Genomic DNA, 16,531 nt, shown 5'->3' with positions numbered 1-16,531 from the left:
GACTCTCGGACCGAGGATCCCGGGGGTCTGGCGGGATGGGTCCGGGTAACCCCCGGAACCGCCGAAAGCGGCGCGACCGCCGGATCTTCGGAGATCCGGCCGACACCTGTGCGCCCAGGCAAGCCAAACTCATGTCTGTCGGGGTAATCTGACCGTTTCCGGGTGGGCGGCGGACCCCCTCCTCTCCGCCTGCCCGGATCTCCCCCACGGATGTCCCGCCGGACAGCCTCCGCTCGGCCCTGGCCTTCACACCGGGTCTTCGCGGTCAGGGGCGCCGCGTCGTCTTCGCGGTCAGGGGCGCCGCGTCCCTGTTTTCGTATTTCGTAACCAACGGCGAAGTATCCCGATCTTGGGCACACGCGTGCCCGAGCACATGTAGCGTTCCTGGGCGGGACATGTTCTCGGGGCAGGACACACGGGAGGTTTCATGCGCCACGCTCTGACGAGTGGAACGCCCGGCTTCCCCCTGCTCCAAGGGGTCGGAGCTGAGACGTCCGCCCGCAATGGCCATCGGCGAGGGCACCAACGACATCCAGCGGATGGTCATCGCGAAATCCCTCATCTCGGGTACCGCTAAGGTCGGATGGTGATGCGATCTGCCCTTTATGTCCCGGGTGACCAGCCCGAAAAACTCGCGAAGGCGCTCGACAGGGGAGCCGACAGCCTGATTGTGGACCTGGAGGACGCGGTCCTGCCCGTGCACAAGGAGGCAGCCCGCGCGGCCGTCGCCGTGTGGCTGCGCGGGCTCGGCCCCGACACCTCCGAGATCTACGTACGGATCAATCCCGGCGCGGCCGGACACGACGACCTCCGGGCGGTCGCCCTGCCCGGGGTGCGCGGAATCTGCGTGGCCAAGACCGAGTCGGCCGCCGAACTGGAGGCCGTCGACGCCGTGCTCACCGCCGCCGAGGCGGCCGAGGGAGTGCCCGGCGGCTCCATCGTGGTGTGCCCCCTGCTGGAGAGCGCGGCCGCGATCCTGGCGGCTCCAGAGATCGCCAGGGCGCCTCGTGTCGCGCGCCTCCAGATCGGTGAGGCCGATCTCCGCGCCGACCTCGCGGTTGAGACCGGCCCCGACGAGCGCGAGCTGCTGTGGGCTCGCTCCCAGGTCGTCCTGGCCTCGGCGGCCGCCCGGCTCGACCCACCCCTCGCTCCGGTCAGCACCGACTTCCGTGACCTCGATGCCCTGCGCGTCTCCACCCTCGCCCTGAAACGCCTCGGCTTCCGCGGCAGAGCCTGCATTCACCCCGCCCAGGTGGCCGTCGTCAACGAGGTCTTCACCGCCTCGGCGGAAGAGCTCGACCGGGCTCGTGACCTGATCGCCCGCTTCGAGGCATCCGGATCAGGTGTCGTCACCGACGCCAGGGGGCAGATGGTCGACGAGGCGGTGGTGAGGGCCGCCCGCCGCCTCCTATCCTGACGTGATGCCAGGTGAACGGTGTCTGTTCTGCGCCATCGCGACCGGAATCCCCGGCGTGAGGAATGGCCACCGATCCGCACAGCGGAAGTCCTCCAGGTCCTGCTCTGGCCGGATACGGAAGGCCGGTGTGATCTGTATGGGCCGGGCGCGGGTGGGGCTTGGCGTATAAGGTCCGGAGCGTGGAACCCGTCATCGCAGTGTTGCTGGTCGTCGCCCTGATCGGGGTGCCCGCCCTGGTGCTGTGGCGGGTGTTGCGCGGGCGCAGGGAACTGGGCAGCAGCCCAGCCGAGCGGGCCACGTTCGAGACCCTGCACACGGCCTCCCTCGCCGCGCCGCCGCTGCGGGCCGGGCTGACCGAGGCGGGGGCGCAGAAGGCGTCCCGGTACCTGCGTGAGCTGCTGGGTTCCCCGGCGCTGGCGGTCACCGACGAGGAGCGGCTGCTGGTCTACGACGGCGAGGGCGACCATCACGCCCGTGAGGCGTTCACCCACGCCGCCAAGACGCTCGCCGGGGGCCGGACCCGGGTCCTCGGCCCAGAGGTGGTCTGGTGCGATCTTCCCGAGTGCCCGATCAGGTTCGCCGTGGTGGTGCCGCTGACCACCGACGGGCGGGTGGTCGGCTCCCTGGCCGCGTACGGCGGGCACGCCTCGGCGGGTCTGGTCAGGGCCGCCCACGAGGTCGCGAATTGGGTCGACTCGCAGCTGGAGCTGGCCGAACTCGACAGGTCGAGGACACGCCTGATGGAGGCCGAGGTCCGGGCGTTGCGCGCGCAGATCTCCCCGCACTTCATCTACAACTCGCTGACGACCATCGCCAGCTTCGTCCGTTCCGACCCTGACCGCTCCCGTGAGCTGCTGCTGGAGTTCGCTGACTTCACCCGCTACTCCTTCCGGCGGCACGGGGAGTTCACCACGCTGGCCGAGGAGCTGCGTTCCATCGACCGTTACCTCACCCTGGAACGTGCCCGCTTCGGCGACCAGCTTCAGGTGACGCTGCGCATCGCCCCTGAGGTGCTCGCGGTCGCGGTGCCGTTCCTGTGCCTGCAACCGCTGGTGGAGAACGCGGTTCAGCACGGGCTGGAGAGCAAGCCCGGGATCGGGCGCATCTCGATCGTCGCAGAGGACGCCGGGGCGGAGTGCCAGATCAGCGTGGAGGACGACGGCGTCGGTATGGAACCGGAGCGCCTGCGCCGCATTCTGGCCGGTGACGCCGACGAGCGCTCGGGGGCGGGAGGAGTGGGGCTGGTCAATGTGGACGAGCGGTTGCGTCAGGTCTACGGTGACGAGTACGGCCTGGTGGCGGAGACGGCCAAGGGGGCGGGCACGAAGGTCAGCGTCCGCCTGCCGAAGTACCACCCGGGTGTCTCCGCCCGTTGAACCGTGCCCGATCGGTCGCCCCCGCTCACGGTCGGGCCCCCTCGTTGAACCGCCCGTCCGCCTGCCACACCGTTCACCGCCTGCGCATCCACCTGTCGGGCTCTCCGGCCTACCTGGTCGCCCATCGTTCGTTTGCCCGGGCCCGTTCGATTCTTCTCCCGAGTACGACAAAGTTGACAGGCGATGTCTGATTCATCACCCTCTAGAAATTCCCACGTGAACGACCCGGAGGAGTGACCGTGACCGGCCTGCGCGTCCTTGCGGTGGACGATGAGCTTCCCGCGCTGGAGGACCTGGCCTACCTGCTCAGGGACGACCCTCGTATCGGGGAGGTCTCCCTGGCCAGGGACGGGGCCGCCGCGCTGCGCGTTCTGGACCGGGCGATCGCCGACGGGCGGCCGATCGACGCGGTCTTTCTCGATATCCGGATGCGCGGCCTGGACGGGGTGGTGCTCGGCCGCCTGCTCTCGCAGTTCGCCAACCCGCCCCGGGTGGTCTTCGTGACGGCCTACGAGGAGCACGCGGTGGACGCCTTCGAGATCAAGGCGGAGGACTATCTGCTCAAGCCGGTGCGGCCGGAGCGACTGGCCGAGGCCATTCGGCGGGTGTTCGTCTCGGCGGAGCTGCCGGAGAGCGAGGGCGCGGGCCGTGGCGACCCCGACACCATCCCGGTCGAGCTCGGCGGCGTCATCAGGTTCGTGGCCAGCACCGAGGTCCGCTACGTCGAGGCGCAGGGTGACTACGCTCGCCTGCACACCGCGGGCGGCAGTCACCTTGTGCGCATCTCGCTGGCCACGTTGGAGGAGCGCTGGTCGTTGGCGGGTTTCGTCCGGGTGCACCGCAGCCACCTGGTCGCGGTCAAGCACATCGACGAGCTGCACATCGACTCGGGCCGGTGCGTGGTCCGCATAGGCGAGACCGAGATCCCGGTCAGCCGCCGTCACACCCGCGAGCTGCGCGACCTGCTGGTCCGCCGGGCGCGCAGGGGCAGGTCGGAGTGAGTCGCGACTCCGGGTCCAGGGAGGAGGCCGAGCCGCGTCGGTGGATCACCGAGCGTTCGCGTAAGGATTCCGAGCGACTGCGTAAGGAGTCTGACCGCTCGCGTAAGGATTCCGAGCGACTGCGTAAGGAGTCTGACCGCTCGCGTAAGGATTCCGAGCGACCGAGGCGCGAGGTGGTGACCAGCCCTCGCACCATGGCGCCCCGCCACCCCCGCTACCCGGTCACTCGTGAGATCGACGAGCAGACCCGGCTGGGCGAGATCTACATGCACTCGCTGGTCCGTACCCAGTTCCGGCTGGCCCTGTTCGTCTGCACGGTGCTGGGCTGCGTGGTGATGGGGCTGCCACTGTTGTTCCTGCTGGTGCCCGAACTGCACGCGGTCCGCCTGCTGGGGATCCCGCTGCCCTGGGCGGTGCTGGCCGGTCTGATCTACCCGGCGTTCGTGATCGGTGCCTGGCTCTATGTCCGGCAGGCTGAACGGAACGAGCGCCACTTTGCCGAGTTGGTGGACAGGGCCCGTTGACCTCCGCCCCGGGCCCGGAGCCCGAGGTCTCCACGCCGGGAGGCATCAGATGAACACCGCGTACGGTGTGACGGCGGTCGTGCTGGTGGTGCTGGCGGCGGTGCTGATCGGCGCGTTCGGCATCCGGCTGTCGCGGACCACCTCCGACTTCTACGTCGCCTCCCGCACCGTCTCCCCGCTGTGGAACGCCTCGGCCATCGGTGGGGAGTATCTGTCGGCCGCGAGCTTCCTGGGCATCGCCGGGCTGATTCTCACCTACGGCGCCGACATGCTGTGGCTGCCGGTCGGCTGGACGGGTGGCTATCTGGTGCTGCTCGTACTGGTCTCGGCACCGCTGCGCCGTTCGGGCGCGTACACGCTGCCCGACTTCGCCGAGGCGCGGCTGGAGTCGATGGCGGTGCGGCGGATGGCCGGGGTGCTGGTCGTGCTGATCGGCTGGCTGTACCTGATGCCGCAGTTCCAGAGTGCGGGCCTGGTCCTGCGGGCCATCACCGGCGCCCCCGAGTGGGCGGGAGGCCTGCTGGTGGCGGCGGTGGTGGCGGTGAACGTGATGTCAGGTGGCATGCGGTCGATCACGTTCGTGCAGGCCTTCCAGTACTGGCTGAAGCTTACGGCCCTGGCCGTGCCGCTGGTGTTCCTGTTGCTGGCGTGGCGGAGCGGGGGAGCTCCGGGGCTGAGTGAGCGGGACGCGGCCACCTGGGCGCTGCCGCTCTCCAACGGCAGGGAGTACGGTCTTTACTCGACCTACTCGCTGATCCTGGCCACGTTTCTGGGCACCATGGGACTGCCGCACGTGCTGGTCCGCTTCTACACCAACCCCGACGGCCGGGCCGCCCGGCGTACGACGCTGGTGGTCCTGTCGTTGCTCGGGGCCTTCTACCTGCTGCCGGCCGTCTATGGCGCGCTGGGCAGGATCTACGTCCCGGAGTTGAAGGGCAGTGACACGGTGGTGCTCACGCTGCCCGGACGGTTGATCGGCGGTGTGGCCGGCGACCTGCTGACGGCGCTGGTGACGGCCGGGGCGTTTGCGGCGTTCCTGTCGACCTCCTCAGGGCTGACGGTCTCGGTCGCCGGGGTCATCGGGCAGGACATTCTCAAGGGAGGGGTGCGTTCGTTCAGGACGGCGGCGGTGCTTGCCGTGATCGTTCCGCTGGGCCTGGCGGCGCTGGCCCGCTCGCTACCGGTCGCCGACGTCGTCGGTCTGGCGTTCGCGGTGGCGGCGTCCTCCTTCTGTCCGCTGCTGGTGCTGGGTATCTGGTGGCGTCGGCTGACTCCTACCGGGGCGATGGCCGGACTGCTCGCCGGCGGTGGCCTGGCCTGCGGCGCGGTTCTGATGACGATCGGCGGGGGGCCTTACGCCGGTCTGGCGGGTGCCATGCTGGCCCAGCCCGCCGCGTGGACGGTGCCGATCGCCTTTCTCGTCATGGTGGTGGTCTCGCTGCTGACGCCGGGGCGCATCCCGCCGAACGTGGCCCGTACGATGGTGCGCCTGCACACCCCCGAGATCCTCAATCTGGACCGGGGTGATTGGCGGCCTCGGTCTTCTTGACGGGGCGGGCCCACCGTTCCTTCCGGCCGGCCGGGGCAATCGGTGGCGCGCCCCCGCGGGACCCTCCGGCGGGAACCGTTCGTCGCGCGAGACAGACCTTTCACCGCAAGCCATGTCCAGCTGAACGCGGCGCGGCGGCGCCTCGGCGAAGAGTCCGCGAGCGGGTCTCCACGAAAGGTAGCTTCCCCTCTTACGTTGTCCGTGATCCAGATCACATTCGTGGGAGGTCTTGTGACCGCCAGGCAACATGACTCATCGGTCTATGAAGAGATTCAGGCCGGTGAACAGTTCCAGGAGTTGAAGAGGCGTTTTCGGGCCTGGGCGTTCCCGATGACCGCGGCGTTCCTCGCGTGGTATCTGCTTTACGTCGTCCTTTCCGGCTGGGCGCGTGACTTCATGGGCGCGAAGGTCCTGGGCAACATCAACGTGGCGCTGATCTTCGGTCTGCTCCAGTTCGTGTCGACGTTCGGGATCGCCTGGGCCTACTCCCGTTTCGCCGAGAAGAAACTCGACCCGCTGGCTGACGAGATCCGTCACAAGGTCGAGGGGAAGACCGAATGAGCCACCAGAGCCTGTCCACGATCCTGTTCCTGCTCTTCGTCGCGGGAACGCTGGGGATCACCTTCTGGGCCAGCCGCAACACCAAGGACGCCACCGACTTCTACGCCGGTGGCCGGTCCTTCAGCGGTGTGCAGAACGGCCTCGCCATCGGCGGCGACTACATGTCGGCCGCGAGCTTCCTGGGTATCGCCGGGATCATCGCCCTGTCGGGCTATGACGGCTTCCTGTACTCGATCGGCTTCCTGGTCGCCTGGCTGGTGGCACTGCTGCTGGTCGCCGAGCTGATGCGCAACTCCGGCAAGTTCACCATGGCCGATGTGCTGGCCTTCCGGATGAGCCCTCGCCCGGTCCGTACGGCGGCGGGTGTCTCCACCATCACTGTGTCGATTTTCTACCTACTGGCCCAGATGGTCGGCGCGGGCGCGCTGGTCGGCCTGCTGCTCGGCGTCACCTCGCCGACGGGTAAGGCGCTCACGATCGTCGGCGTCGGCATCCTGATGATCGTCTATGTGGTCGTCGGCGGTATGAAGGGCACGACCTGGGTGCAGATCGTCAAGGCGGTGCTGCTCATGGGCGGCGCGACCCTGGTCACCCTGCTGGTGCTCGGCCACTACGGTTTCAACCTGTCCGGCCTGCTGGGTGACGCCGCCGCGCAGAGCGGCAAGGGCGACGCGTTCCTCAACGCGGGCCTGAAGTACGGCACCGAGGCGCAGGGCATCGCGGGCAAGATCGACCTGATCAGCCTGGGCCTGGCCCTGGTGCTCGGCACCGCAGGTCTGCCGCACATCCTGATCCGCTTCTACACGGTGCCCACCGCGCGGGAGGCTCGCAAGTCGGTCCTGTGGGGCATCGGCATCATCGGCGTCTTCTACCTGCTGACCCTGGTGCTCGGCTTCGGCGCCGCGGCACTGGTCGGCGGCGAGAAGATCCTGGCGCAGGACAAGGCAGGCAACACGGCGGCGCCGATGCTCGCCGAAGCGGTCGGTAAGACCATCTTCGGCGACGTCGGAGGCACGATCCTGCTGGCCGTCATCGCGGCGGTTGCGTTCGCCACGATCCTGGCGGTCGTCGCCGGGTTGACGCTGGCGTCGAGTTCCTCCTTCGCCCACGACCTGTACGCGCATGTGTTCAAGCGCGGCAACGTCACGGACAAGGAGGAGGTCCTGGTCGCGCGGATCTCAGCCTTCGTCATCGGCGCGGTCGCCATCGGGCTCGGCATTCTCGCTCAGGGGCAGAACGTGGCCTTCCTGGTCGCGCTCGCCTTCGCCGTGGCGGCTTCGGGGAACCTGCCGGCGATCCTCTACAGCCTGTTCTGGAAGCGGTTCAACACCGCGGGTGCGGTCTCGGCGATCTACGGAGGCCTCGTCTCGGCCCTGCTCCTGGTGGTCTTCTCGCCGGTCGTCTCGGGCAGTGCCACCGCGCTGTTCCCCGATGCGAACTTCGCCTGGTTCCCGCTGAGCAACCCCGGCATCGTGTCGATCCCGCTCGGCTTCCTGGCCGGGTTCGTCGGCGCGCGTCTCAGTAAGGAGTACAGCGCCGGCAAGTACGCGGAGATCGAGGTCCGCTCGCTCACCGGCATCGGGGCCGAGCAGGCCACCTCGTACCAGCCCGTCGGCGAGGTCCAGCGGCAACCCGGCACCAACCCGAAACTGGAGCCCAGTACCGATTAGGCTCCGACCCGGAACCGGAGCCCGGTACCGACTAGGCTCCAACCCCGCACAGCTCCTGAACCCGATCGAGGCCCGGCCGTACCACGGCCGGGCCCCGTCGTCCTTCTAGCGGGACGCCTCGTCCAGCAGGGCCAGTTCATCCTCTGACAGCGTCAGATCGGCGACCGCGAGCAGCGGCCGCAGCTGCTCGACGTTGCGGGCGCTGGCGATCGGCGCGGCCACCGTGGGCTGGGCGGCCAGCCAGGCGAGGGCGATGGTGGCCGGGGCGGCTCCGTGGGAGGCGGCGATCTTGTCCAGGGCGTCGAGCACCTTCGGCCCGCGCTCGCTCCGAAGGTATTCCGACGCCTGGCCCGCGCGGGGGCTGTCCACTGTGACCCCCGGCCGGTACTTGCCGGTCAGGAAACCTCGGGCCAGGCCGAAGTATGGTGTGCTGGTCAGCCCCGCCTTGGCCACCACGTCTCGCAGTGCCCCCTCGTAGCCGCGTTCGAGAAGGTTGTAGTGCTGCTGCAGCACCCCGTACCGCGCCAGACCGTCCCGCTCGGAGATCTCCAGCGCCTCCGCGAGCCGCTCGGCGCTGTAGTTCGAGGCGCCGATGTTGCGTACCTTGCCCTCGGTGATCAGGTCGTCGAACGCGCCAAGGGTCTCCTCCAGAGGCGTGGCCGCGTCGTCGATGTGGGCCCAGTACAGGTCGATGTGGTCGGTGCGCAGCCGCCGTAGCGAGTCCTCGGCCGCCGCGCGGATGTTGGCCGCCGACAGCCCGGTGCGGCCGTTCAGTGAACCCACCTTGGTCGCCACCACTATCCGGTCACGGTTGCGGCGGGAGGTCATCCACTCGCCGATGACGGTCTCGGACTCCCCGCCGACGTGTCCGGGCACCCACGCGGAGTAGGCGTCCGCGGTATCGATGAGGTTGCCGCCCGCCTCGGCATAGGCGTCCAGGACTGCGAAGGAGTCGTTCCGGTCCGCGGTCCAGCCGAATACGTTGCCGCCGAGACAGAGAGGAAACAGGTTCAGCTCAGAAAAGCTCATGGGCTAACTCTATTTCTCGAATAATCGCGCGGTTGCGGGGCATCGGTGGCGGCCGTCGGAGCACTGTTATGTACGGCGTCAATAAGACTGCCGGAGGCTCTCTTGGCCCCCGGTTACCCGGACTCCTCATCGGTGCTGTCGCCGACCACGCCGAGAAGTTCCTCACGGACGAGTCGGCGGACGGGCCCCGCCGTGGGCGCACGGCAGACGTACGTGCGTCACCAGCCGCTGGCCCACTCCTTGGGATCACGCCGTGGGACCTTCCCCTCCGGCAGGTGATCGGATTTGCCGTGCCGGCCCTTCAGGCGGGCACCATCTGCCTGACCGGGGGGCTGTCCACCGGGGCGATCCGCCCGGAGGGCTCGATCTGCTCGATCAACTCGTCCATGGCCTCCTGCAGGTGGCCCATGAGCCGCCACACGTCGGCCACCCGGTCCGGGCAGGACAGGATGCCGAAGTCGAGCGAGCCGTCGTAGGAGAAGCAGGTGATGTTGACCCCGCCGCTCAGGTCGGTCAGCACGGACATGGGGTGGTAAGCGAGCACCCTGGCCCCGCAGAGGTACAGCGGGAGCTGCGGCCCCGGCACGTTCGAGACGATCAGATTGATCGGCGGCAGCACGATCGAGGCCAGCCGGAACACCGTGGAGGTCGCCAGCGCGGTGACGGCCGCGGGCAGCATCGACGACAGCTCTCCCAACCAGCCGGTGGGGGAGCCGGCGAACCGCCGCTTGGCGGTGCGCATCGTCCGCGCCATGACGCGCAGGCGCTCGCGGGGACAGGCCAGGTCGGTCGGGATGGGGGTGACCATGACGGAGATCTGGTTGCCGACCACCTCCCGGGCACTCGCGGTGCGGACCGCGACCGGGACGGCGGCGATCAGCGGCCGGTCGGGCAGCGCGTCACGCTCGCGTAGCCATGCGCGCAGCGCCGAGGCGCACAGCGTCATGACCACGTCGTTGACGCTGGCTCCCGAACTCCTGGCCACCCGCTTGACGTCCGCCAGCGGGATCGACCCGTAGGAGAAGCGCCGCTCGGGGCCGATCGGGCCGTTGAACGGTGTGCGCGGCGCCGTCAGCACGGGCAGCTCCGGCAGCTCCCGCACCCTTCCGGCGATCATCCGGGTGGCGGCGGCCACCCGCCGGGCGCCCGGTAGCGCCGAGGCCAGCGGCATCGTGTCGAGCTCGGTCGCCATCCGGCCCAGCGAGTACAGCGTTCTGGCGGGCTGCATCACCGACCTGGCCACGGCCCCGGCGAGCATGCCCGCCAGACCCGGGGCGGTGGTCCGCGGTGTGGGCGCGGGCCGCTCGACGATGCGAGGCTCGGGCGTCAGGTCCAGCAGCGCGGCCAGTGTCTCCGCCCCCGAGACCCCGTCGATGGCGCAGTGGTGGACCTTGGCGTACAGGGCGACCCGGCCGCCGGTCAGCCCCTGGATGAGATGCATCTCCCAGAGCGGGCGGCCCCGGTCGAGGCGCCGCTCGTGGATCCGGGCCACCTCCTCCGCGAGCTGGGCGTCGTCGCCCGGCGCCGCGAGGGTCACCTCGTGGACATGGCCGGCGACGTCGAGATCGGAGTCCTCCGTCCAGTACGGCCGGTCGAGGTCGAACGGCACGGTGGCCAGGCGGAGCCTCAGCGCCGGGGCCAGGTGCACCCGCTCGCGGAGCAGCTCGACCAGGCACTCGCGGGTGACGGCCCCGGCCCGGGAGTAGGCGGGGTCGAGGATGGCCAGCCCTGCGACGTGGGCCGCAGTGGTCGCCGATTCTGCGTGAAGAAACTGCGCGTCGAGCGCGGTCAGCTGGCGCATCGGTCGAGCCTCCTGGCGAAAGATGGGAGAACACGTATTGCCATCATCAGGTCGGCACGTTTCCCTCTCGTTTCCTCCGTGGGACCTCGGAATGTCTTTCTGGCGAGGTCTGAAGGCCCAGCCGATCATCGCGTTCCGTAACGTTCCCATTCCGCTCGGTAGTCACGCCTTGTGGATGGAGATGTCCTGGCGATTCTTTCCGAAGGTGATACTCGGGTACGGGCATCAGGAGCCGTGGGCCGAGGCGTTCACCCGGATGGGGCTCCCGGTCACCTGCTTACGACGGTCATCCGCTCACGACGGTCATCCGCTCACGACGGTCACCTGCTCACGACGGTCACCGGGTGGCGGACGACGGCGTCGAAGAGGTAGCCGAAGTCGTTGTGCGTGGTGCGCGGCGGCTGGACCGCGCCGGTCTCGTCGGTGGCGCGGGCGAGTAGGAGGTGCCGGCCGGTCTCGGTGGGTTTCCAGGTGACCTGCCAGCGGGTCCAGGTGGATGCCACGTGCGGTCCGCGTAGCGGGGCGCGCTGCCAGGTGGCGCCGCCGTCCAGGCTCACCTCCACATCGGCGATCCGGCCATTGCCCGACCATGACCGCCCGCGCAGCAGGTACGGGCGTCCGGCGACCAGTGTGGCGTTCCACGGCAGCTCGAAGGCGCTCCTGACGCCCCGCGTGGTCAGCGGGGCGCTGCCCTGCGGCGGATAGGCGTCGCCGAACATCCGGTAGAACTCGGTGTTCCACGGTGAGAACAACGGTGAGGTGGAGACCTCGATGTCGCCGACCCACTTGACCGAGGCCAGGCCGATCCAGCCGGGGACGATCAGCCGCACGGGGTGGCCGTGGTCGGGCGGGAGCGGCTCGTCGTTCATCTCGTAGGCGAGGATGACGTCCCGCATCGCCTTGGCCACCGGGATCGGGCGGCGCACCCGGCCGTAGTCGACCCCGTCGGCCACGTAGGCGGGGTCCAGTCCGCGGGCCATGACGTCGACGGCGTCCGGGATGATCCCGGATCGTTCCAGCACCGTGGCCAGCGGCACCCCGCGCCAGCGGGCCACCCCGATGCCGCCGAGCCGCCACGGGGTGCCGGCGACCTCCTGGTGCTGCTGGGCGGTGAAGAGGCTTCGCCCGTTGCCCGCGCACTCGATCGCCACGTCACGCGTCACCGAGGGCAGTGCGAGCAGCTCCTCGTAGCCGAAACTTCGGGGGCCGTTCAGGCCCGTGCCGTGCAGCCGCAGCCGCCAGGTGGCCGCGTCGATGATCGGGGTGGAGGTGTGATTGCGTACGAAGAACCGGTTGTTGGGCACATGGAACCCGATATCGCCCATGGCGTCCCAGCGCATCTCGGCATTGGTCTCGTGCTCGATGAACAACTCCGGCGGCAGGGGCTTGACGATCCCCGAGGCGGACGGCTCGCCGCCGACGGCCTCACCGCCACGGGTCCTGTCATCGACGGTCCTGTCGTCGACGTCATCGGCGGCCTCGCTGTCACGGGTCCTGTCATCGATGGCCCTGCCGTCGGCGGTCCTGCAGCCGACGGAGGCCGACCGGAGCCGGTCGGGGGTCTCCCGCAGGATCTGCCCGGCTCGGGCGCGCTGGTAGGTGGCCTCGTCGTTGAGGTCCTCGTACGGCATCCGGCGCCACTCCTCTCCCTACATCTATTTCCTACCAGTAAACTATGTAATATGTGAAGGATGCCACACCCCTGCCGCTTTCAATCATCCCCTCAACGGCCGAGGAAAGCCAGCAACCGCTCCAGGGGCCAGGTGTTGATCACATCGTCGCCGGTGAGCCAGCCGCGCTGGGCGACACCGATGCCGAACCGCTGGTTGTCGAAGTGCGGAACCGCGTGGGCATCGCTGTCGATGGAGAACTTCACGCCGTGGTGCTGTGCCAGCCGCACCAGGTCCGAGGGGAGGTCGGAGCGGTCGGGGAAGGAGTCGATCTCCATCGCGGTGCCGGTGCGGGCCGCGGCGCGGAACACCTCGTCCCAGTCGGCGTCCACCGGAGGGCGGATGCCGATCCTGCGGGTGGTCGGGTGGCCGATGATGTGCACGTGGGGGTTCTCGCACGCGGCGACGAACCGTCGGGTCATCTCCTCGCGCGACTGGGTGAAGTGCGAGTGGACGCTGGCCACGCACACGTCGAAGCCCGCCAGCACCTCGGCCGGCCAGTCGACCGAGCCGTCGGGGGCGATGTTCAGCTCGCTGCCGTGCAGCAGCCGCATCTTCGGGTATCTCTCCTGCAGCCGGTGCAGCCGCTCGCGTTGCTCCAGGGCCTTGTCCAGTGTCATCCGCTGCATCGCCAGGTCGGGCGCGTGGTCGGTCACCGCGTAATAGGAGTAGCCGCGAGCGTGGGCGGCGGCGACCATGTCCTCCAGCGAGGCGATCCCGTCGGTCAGGTCGGTGTGAGTGTGCAGGTCGCCCCGCAGATCCTCCAGAGTGACCAGCGTGGGCAGCTCACCGGCGAGCGCGGCGGCGATCTCACCGCTGTCCTCGCGCAGAGTCGGGGGGATCCACTGCATGCCGAACGCCTCGAAGATCTCCTCCTCGGTCGCGGCCGCGATCACCCGCTCCTTCTCGAAAAGGCCGTATTCCGACAGTTTCCAGCCCTTCTTCACCGTGATCTCCCGTAGGTGCACCGTGTGCTCCTTGGAACCGGTGAAATACATCAGCGCGGCGCCCCACGACTCGGCGGGGACCAGGCGCAGGTCGACCTGGACGCCCTGGGTGGTGCGGATCGAGGTCTTCTTGTCGCCCGAGGCGATGACCTCCGCGACGTAGGGCTGTGCCTTGAAGTCGTCCATCAGCGACTCGGGGCCGACCGCGAGGATGTCGACGTCGCCGATGGTGTCCTTCATCCGGCGCAGCGACCCGGCGTAGGCGATCCGCTCGGCACCCGGCAGCGAGGCGATGACCCGCTCCGCCAGGTCCATCGCCATCCCGGTGTGCATCCTGGCACTGTTCTCTGCCAGGTGCTCGACACCTTTGAGCAGGTTTTCCACGGTCTTGGCGCCGAAGCCCTTGACGCCCTGGAGGCGGCCCTCCCCGATGGCCTTCACCAGCGCCTCGGGAGAGTCGATGCCCAGCTCCTGGTAGAGGAAGATCGCCTTCTTCGGCCCGAGCGAGGCCACCCGGGTCAGCCGCCGCACCCCCTGGGGAACCTTTTCGCGCAGGTCGTCGAGTTGCCGGAAGCCGCCCCGCTCCAGGTATTCCTCGACCTTCTTGGCGATCGCCTCACCCACCCCTGACACGCTTCGCACCGGCACGGTCGTGATGTCCCCGGGAAAGCCTGCGATCGCCTTGGCCGCCTTCTGGTAACTGCGGACCCGGAAGGCGTCGCCGCCGGTCATCGCGAACAGCTCGGCGTACTCCTGCAGAGCGGCCGCGACATCGTCGTTAGCTCGTGCCATGGAGCCAGCCTAGAAGATCGCACCGACAGTTCCCGCTCCCGGCGGCCCGCCGCGACCTCTGCCGGCCTCAGGCCCCGTCCCGTTTCACAGCCAGGTGCCAGACAAACCCAGGTCCTACCTCGGCTCCGCAGGCGTTTCGCGACCGTCGTTTCGTGGCCGGCCGGGCAAGGTCGCCGGAGCGACGCTCGGCCTCGCGGGAATCTTCGAGTGGGGAGCCGCCCGGAGCGCCGCGCTGCTCGCCTCAGCTCTCCGAGGGGCTGGGGCTTTCTGAGAGGCTCGGGCTTTCCGAAGGGCCGGCACTTTCCGAGGGGCCGGGAGTGGAGGCCCTCTCGGCCTTGAGCAGCAGGTCTATGTGCTCCTGCACGATGGGCTTGGCCTCGGTGGCGAGCTCCTTCACCTCGGGGGAGGAGCCGTTCTCGATCTCCTGCTCCACGGCGGCGAGGGTCTCGTGGTGGCCGTGGAGTTCCGCGCTGATCCAGGCCCTGTCGAACTCCGCGCCGCTCAGGGCCGACACCTCGTCGAGCTGCTTGCGCTGCTCCGTGTTGGGCGTGTCGGGAAGTTTGACGCCGAGCTGATCGGCCACCTGGCGGACGGCCTTGTCGAGTTTCTTGTGGTCCTTGATGAATTTCTTCGCCAGCTTGCGGACGGTCCTGGTGACCTCCCGGTCCTGCTGGCCGGCGGTCTTCTCCCGGGCGGCCTTGCTCGACTCGATCTCGGTCAGGTTGGCCTGGTGTGCCTGGACGAGGAAGTCCCTGTCCTGCTGGGGGATGGCCTGGGGAGAGGGGGAGACGACGGCGCCGGCCGTACCGCCCATCGCGGCCATGGTGACGGCCACCAGGATGATCATCTTTCGAACCATCGGATCCTCCGTTGATCAATCCACGGTCGGAACTACTATCTCCCCCTCATATGCGCGTATCTCTGGAGATGTAGCGCCACAGGCGGTAAATCCTGACAAAAGCTCACATGTGGTCCTGTTGAGTAAGCCAGCCGGTCGGGCGCCCGCCGAACCTCGCTCGTCCCGCCCGGTACGGATGCGGACGCCCCGCCGGGCCCGGATGTCCTGGCGGGGCGTCATGCCGTGATGCCGGGCGGGCAGGGGACCGGTGCGCGCTGTGCCGCCCGGGTGGGCCTCCCGGACATCGGGTGGCCCACCCGGGCACACGCGGGTGAGCCGGAAAGGTCAGTGCTTGACGGCCCGGGGGCGGTACGGCTCGGCGAGGAAGGCGAGCTCCTTCTCGCTCAGGGGCAGGTCCACCGCGGCGACCGCGTCGTCCACGTGCCTGTTCTTGGTCGCGCCCACGATCGGCGCCGACAGGCCGGGCTGGTGGAGCAGCCAGGAGAGCGCCACCTGGGCGGGAGGGACCTCGCGTTCCCCGGCCAGCTGGGCGACCCGCTCCAGGATCAGCCGGTCGTTGTCGGCGTCGTCATAGAGGGCCTCGATGCGCGGGTCGCTGCCCGCGCGGGTGGTGGCCTCCTCGGCTCCGGCGCGGGCGAGCAGCCCCCGGGCCAGCGGGCTCCACGGGATCAGGCCCACCCCCTGGTCGCGGCAGAGCGGGTTCATCTCCCGCTCCTCCTCACGGTAGAGCAGATTGTAATGATTCTGCATTGATGCGAACTTTGTCCATTCGTGGACCTCGGCGACGTGCTGGGCCTTGGCGAACTGCCAGGCGTACATGCTGGAGGCGCCGATGTAGCGGGCCTTGCCCGCGCGGACCACGTCGTGCAGGGCCTCCATGGTCTCCTCGATCGGGGTTTCCGGGTCCCAGCGGTGGATCTGGTAGAGGTCCACGTAGTCGGTGCCCAACCGGCGCAGCGAGGCGTCGATCGAGGACAGGATGTGCTTGCGCGACAGGCCGCGGTCGTTGACACCCTTGCCCATCGGCAGGCACACCTTGGTGGCCAGCACATAGTCGTCCCGGTCGGCGAAGAGCCCGCTCAGCAGCCGGCCGGTGACCTCCTCGCTGCCGCCCAGCGAGTAGACGTCGGCGGTGTCAAAGAAGGTGATCCCCGCCTCGACCGCCCGGCGCACGATCGGCTCGGCGGCGGCCTCGTCGAGCACCCACTCACCCCACTTGGCGGGATCACCGTAGCTCATCATGCCGAGGCAGACCCTCGACACCTTCATGCCGGTGGATCCCAGGCGCACGTACTCCATGTCAAACCTCCCGATCTTCACAACCCTGGGCCCCAG

Annotated in this window: 13 protein-coding genes; 7 read left to right on the top strand and 6 right to left on the bottom strand. The window is 69.0% G+C overall.

Annotated elements, in window-relative coordinates:
• Positions 1–589 precede the first annotated feature (589 nt).
• The 7 genes from OG884_RS01760 to OG884_RS01730 all read left to right on the top strand — a co-directional run bounded on the left by OG884_RS01760 (position 590) and on the right by OG884_RS01730 (position 8,098).
• Complete coding sequence (locus tag OG884_RS01760) at positions 590–1,417, top strand: HpcH/HpaI aldolase/citrate lyase family protein (RefSeq protein ID WP_326641431.1); 828 nt, start codon at positions 590–592, stop codon at positions 1,415–1,417.
• 179 nt (positions 1,418–1,596) lie between these two features.
• Positions 1,597–2,793: a sensor histidine kinase gene (locus OG884_RS01755; RefSeq protein ID WP_326641429.1), complete on the top strand. Its 1,197-nt coding sequence runs from the start codon at positions 1,597–1,599 to the stop codon at positions 2,791–2,793.
• 239 nt (positions 2,794–3,032) lie between these two features.
• Complete coding sequence (locus tag OG884_RS01750) at positions 3,033–3,794, top strand: LytR/AlgR family response regulator transcription factor (protein ID WP_326641427.1); 762 nt, start codon at positions 3,033–3,035, stop codon at positions 3,792–3,794.
• 176 nt (positions 3,795–3,970) lie between these two features.
• Complete coding sequence (locus OG884_RS01745; protein WP_326641425.1) at positions 3,971–4,318, top strand: hypothetical protein; 348 nt, start codon at positions 3,971–3,973, stop codon at positions 4,316–4,318.
• Positions 4,319–4,367: 49 nt separating this feature from the next.
• Entirely contained in the window at positions 4,368–5,867 is a 1,500-nt protein-coding gene (locus tag OG884_RS01740) for a sodium/solute symporter (RefSeq protein ID WP_326641423.1), read from the top strand.
• Between the two features lie 201 nt (positions 5,868–6,068).
• Positions 6,069–6,428 carry a DUF485 domain-containing protein gene (locus tag OG884_RS01735; protein WP_326641421.1) on the top strand — a complete coding sequence of 120 codons (360 nt, stop codon included), beginning with the start codon at positions 6,069–6,071 and terminating at the stop codon, positions 6,426–6,428.
• Positions 6,425–8,098 (top strand): solute symporter family protein, encoded by a 1,674-nt coding sequence (locus OG884_RS01730; RefSeq protein WP_326641419.1) that lies wholly within the window; start codon positions 6,425–6,427, stop codon positions 8,096–8,098. Before OG884_RS01735 ends, OG884_RS01730 begins: the two co-directional genes overlap by 4 nt.
• A 105-nt stretch (positions 8,099–8,203) precedes the next feature.
• Here the strand turns inward: OG884_RS01730 and OG884_RS01725 are convergent, their stop codons facing one another.
• From OG884_RS01725 to OG884_RS01700, 6 genes are all read right to left on the bottom strand, one after another.
• On the bottom strand, positions 8,204–9,127 hold the full coding sequence (locus OG884_RS01725; protein ID WP_326641417.1) for an aldo/keto reductase: 924 nt from the start codon (positions 9,125–9,127) through the stop codon (positions 8,204–8,206).
• 301 nt (positions 9,128–9,428) lie between these two features.
• Positions 9,429–10,928, bottom strand: coding sequence for a WS/DGAT/MGAT family O-acyltransferase (locus OG884_RS01720; protein ID WP_326641415.1), 1,500 nt, complete (start codon positions 10,926–10,928; stop codon positions 9,429–9,431).
• Positions 10,929–11,248: 320 nt separating this feature from the next.
• A complete protein-coding gene (locus tag OG884_RS01715) occupies positions 11,249–12,559 on the bottom strand; it encodes a sulfite oxidase (protein WP_326641413.1) in 1,311 nt (436 codons plus the stop codon).
• 92 nt (positions 12,560–12,651) lie between these two features.
• On the bottom strand, positions 12,652–14,337 hold the full coding sequence (polX, locus tag OG884_RS01710) for a DNA polymerase/3'-5' exonuclease PolX (RefSeq protein WP_326641412.1): 1,686 nt from the start codon (positions 14,335–14,337) through the stop codon (positions 12,652–12,654).
• Positions 14,338–14,578: 241 nt separating this feature from the next.
• Positions 14,579–15,196, bottom strand: a complete 618-nt coding sequence (locus tag OG884_RS01705; RefSeq protein ID WP_326641410.1) for a DUF4142 domain-containing protein — start codon at positions 15,194–15,196, stop codon at positions 14,579–14,581.
• A 324-nt stretch (positions 15,197–15,520) separates the two neighbouring features.
• Entirely contained in the window at positions 15,521–16,495 is a 975-nt protein-coding gene (locus OG884_RS01700) for an aldo/keto reductase (protein ID WP_326641409.1), read from the bottom strand.
• Positions 16,496–16,531 lie beyond the last annotated feature (36 nt).

The sequence above is a fragment of the Streptosporangium sp. NBC_01755 genome (genome assembly GCF_035917995.1).
In the GTDB taxonomy this organism is placed as follows: domain Bacteria; phylum Actinomycetota; class Actinomycetes; order Streptosporangiales; family Streptosporangiaceae; genus Streptosporangium.
This window is presented reverse-complemented; position numbering and strand designations above follow the sequence as displayed.

Excerpts from the sequence above, each read along its gene's own strand:
- OG884_RS01705 (WP_326641410.1), bottom strand. The coding sequence starts at position 15,196 with ATGGTTCGAAAGATGATCATCCTGGTGGCCGTCACCATGGCCGCGATG.
- OG884_RS01730 (WP_326641419.1), top strand. The coding sequence starts at position 6,425 with ATGAGCCACCAGAGCCTGTCCACGATCCTGTTCCTGCTCTTCGTCGCG.
- OG884_RS01720 (WP_326641415.1), bottom strand. The coding sequence starts at position 10,928 with ATGCGCCAGCTGACCGCGCTCGACGCGCAGTTTCTTCACGCAGAATCG.
- OG884_RS01740 (WP_326641423.1), top strand. The coding sequence starts at position 4,368 with ATGAACACCGCGTACGGTGTGACGGCGGTCGTGCTGGTGGTGCTGGCG.
- polX (WP_326641412.1), bottom strand. The coding sequence starts at position 14,337 with ATGGCACGAGCTAACGACGATGTCGCGGCCGCTCTGCAGGAGTACGCC.
- OG884_RS01715 (WP_326641413.1), bottom strand. The coding sequence starts at position 12,559 with ATGCCGTACGAGGACCTCAACGACGAGGCCACCTACCAGCGCGCCCGA.
- OG884_RS01760 (WP_326641431.1), top strand. The coding sequence starts at position 590 with ATGCGATCTGCCCTTTATGTCCCGGGTGACCAGCCCGAAAAACTCGCG.
- OG884_RS01700 (WP_326641409.1), bottom strand. The coding sequence starts at position 16,495 with ATGGAGTACGTGCGCCTGGGATCCACCGGCATGAAGGTGTCGAGGGTC.
- OG884_RS01725 (WP_326641417.1), bottom strand. The coding sequence starts at position 9,127 with ATGAGCTTTTCTGAGCTGAACCTGTTTCCTCTCTGTCTCGGCGGCAAC.